This is a genomic window from Arthrobacter sp. 10L430, from assembly GCF_056395245.1.
The window spans coordinates 1-1,097 of record NZ_JBFTJD010000059.1 but is presented as its reverse complement, the minus strand read 5'-3'; the positions used below and the strand labels follow the sequence as shown (position 1 = coordinate 1,097).

The 1,097-nt window shown below is 59.7% G+C and carries 1 protein-coding gene; it reads left to right on the top strand.

All coding sequences use genetic code 11. The features are described from left to right. Positions 1–180: 180 nt before the first annotated feature. A partial coding sequence (locus AC1DDG_RS21645) for an amino acid ABC transporter permease (RefSeq protein ID WP_476877694.1) occupies positions 181–1,097 on the top strand: 917 nt, incomplete at its 3' end.

Sequence of the window (1,097 nt, the reverse complement as noted above, 5' to 3'; positions counted from 1 at the left end):
AACGTCGGCAACAGCGACCTTGTGTCTGTCGGGCTGAAGAAGGGCTCGGCCCTAACCCCCGCTCTGCAGAAGGCCGTGCAGGATGTCCTGGACAGCCCGGAATACAAGAAATCGCTCTCGAACTGGAGCCTGGAATCAGGTGCCATCACGGATGCCAAGCTCAACTAGGAGAGGGCTCCGATGCTGCAACCCATAAGTTCCGGAAGCGGGAACAAGATGAACGGGACCGATCCGGCGCTCAAGCCTAGGCTTCGACGGCGGAGCCTCTTCGAATACGTCTCCTGGGTGGTGTGCAGCCTTATCGGCCTGGGCATTCTCATCTCAGTAGCAACCAATCCGAACTTCAAGTGGAATGTGGTTGCCAAGTACTTCACGCAGGAGACCATCCTTCGCGGGCTGATGCTCACGATCTTCCTCACGGTCGTCAGCATGGTCCTGGGAACGCTTCTGGGCCTGGCGCTTGCCGTCATGAGGTCCTCGAACCTCAAACCGATTGCCGCCACGGCCGGTGTCTACATCACCTTGTTCCGTGGCACTCCGGTCCTGGTGCAGCTGATCTTCTGGTTCAACATCGCAGCCCTGTACCCGAACCTGACGATCGGGATCCCGTTCACCGATATCCAACAGGCCATCGACGTGAACGCCCTGATGGCGCCAATAACCGCCGCCATCATCGGCCTGACCCTCAATGAAGCGGCCTACATGGCAGAAATCATCCGCGGCGGGTTCTCCTCGGTCGGCAAGGGCCAGATCGAAGCAGCCGACTCGCTGGGCATGAGCGCCGCGATGAAGATGCGCAAGGTCATCATTCCCCAGGCGATGCCCTCGATCATCCCCGCGACCGGTAACCAGGTCATCGGAATGTTCAAGGAAACCTCCCTCGTCAGCGTTCTGGGCGTTGCCGAACTCCTCCAAAGCGCCCAGCTGATCTACGCCCGCACCTACGAGACCATCCCGCTGCTGATCGTCGCCAGCCTCTGGTACCTCGTGATGACCCTTCTGCTGAGCTACCCGCAGTCCAAGCTCGAGCAAAAATACTCCCGCACAACCTCCAGGCTTCCCCGGAAGGCGAAGAGAGTTGTGCTGACAGCACCGGA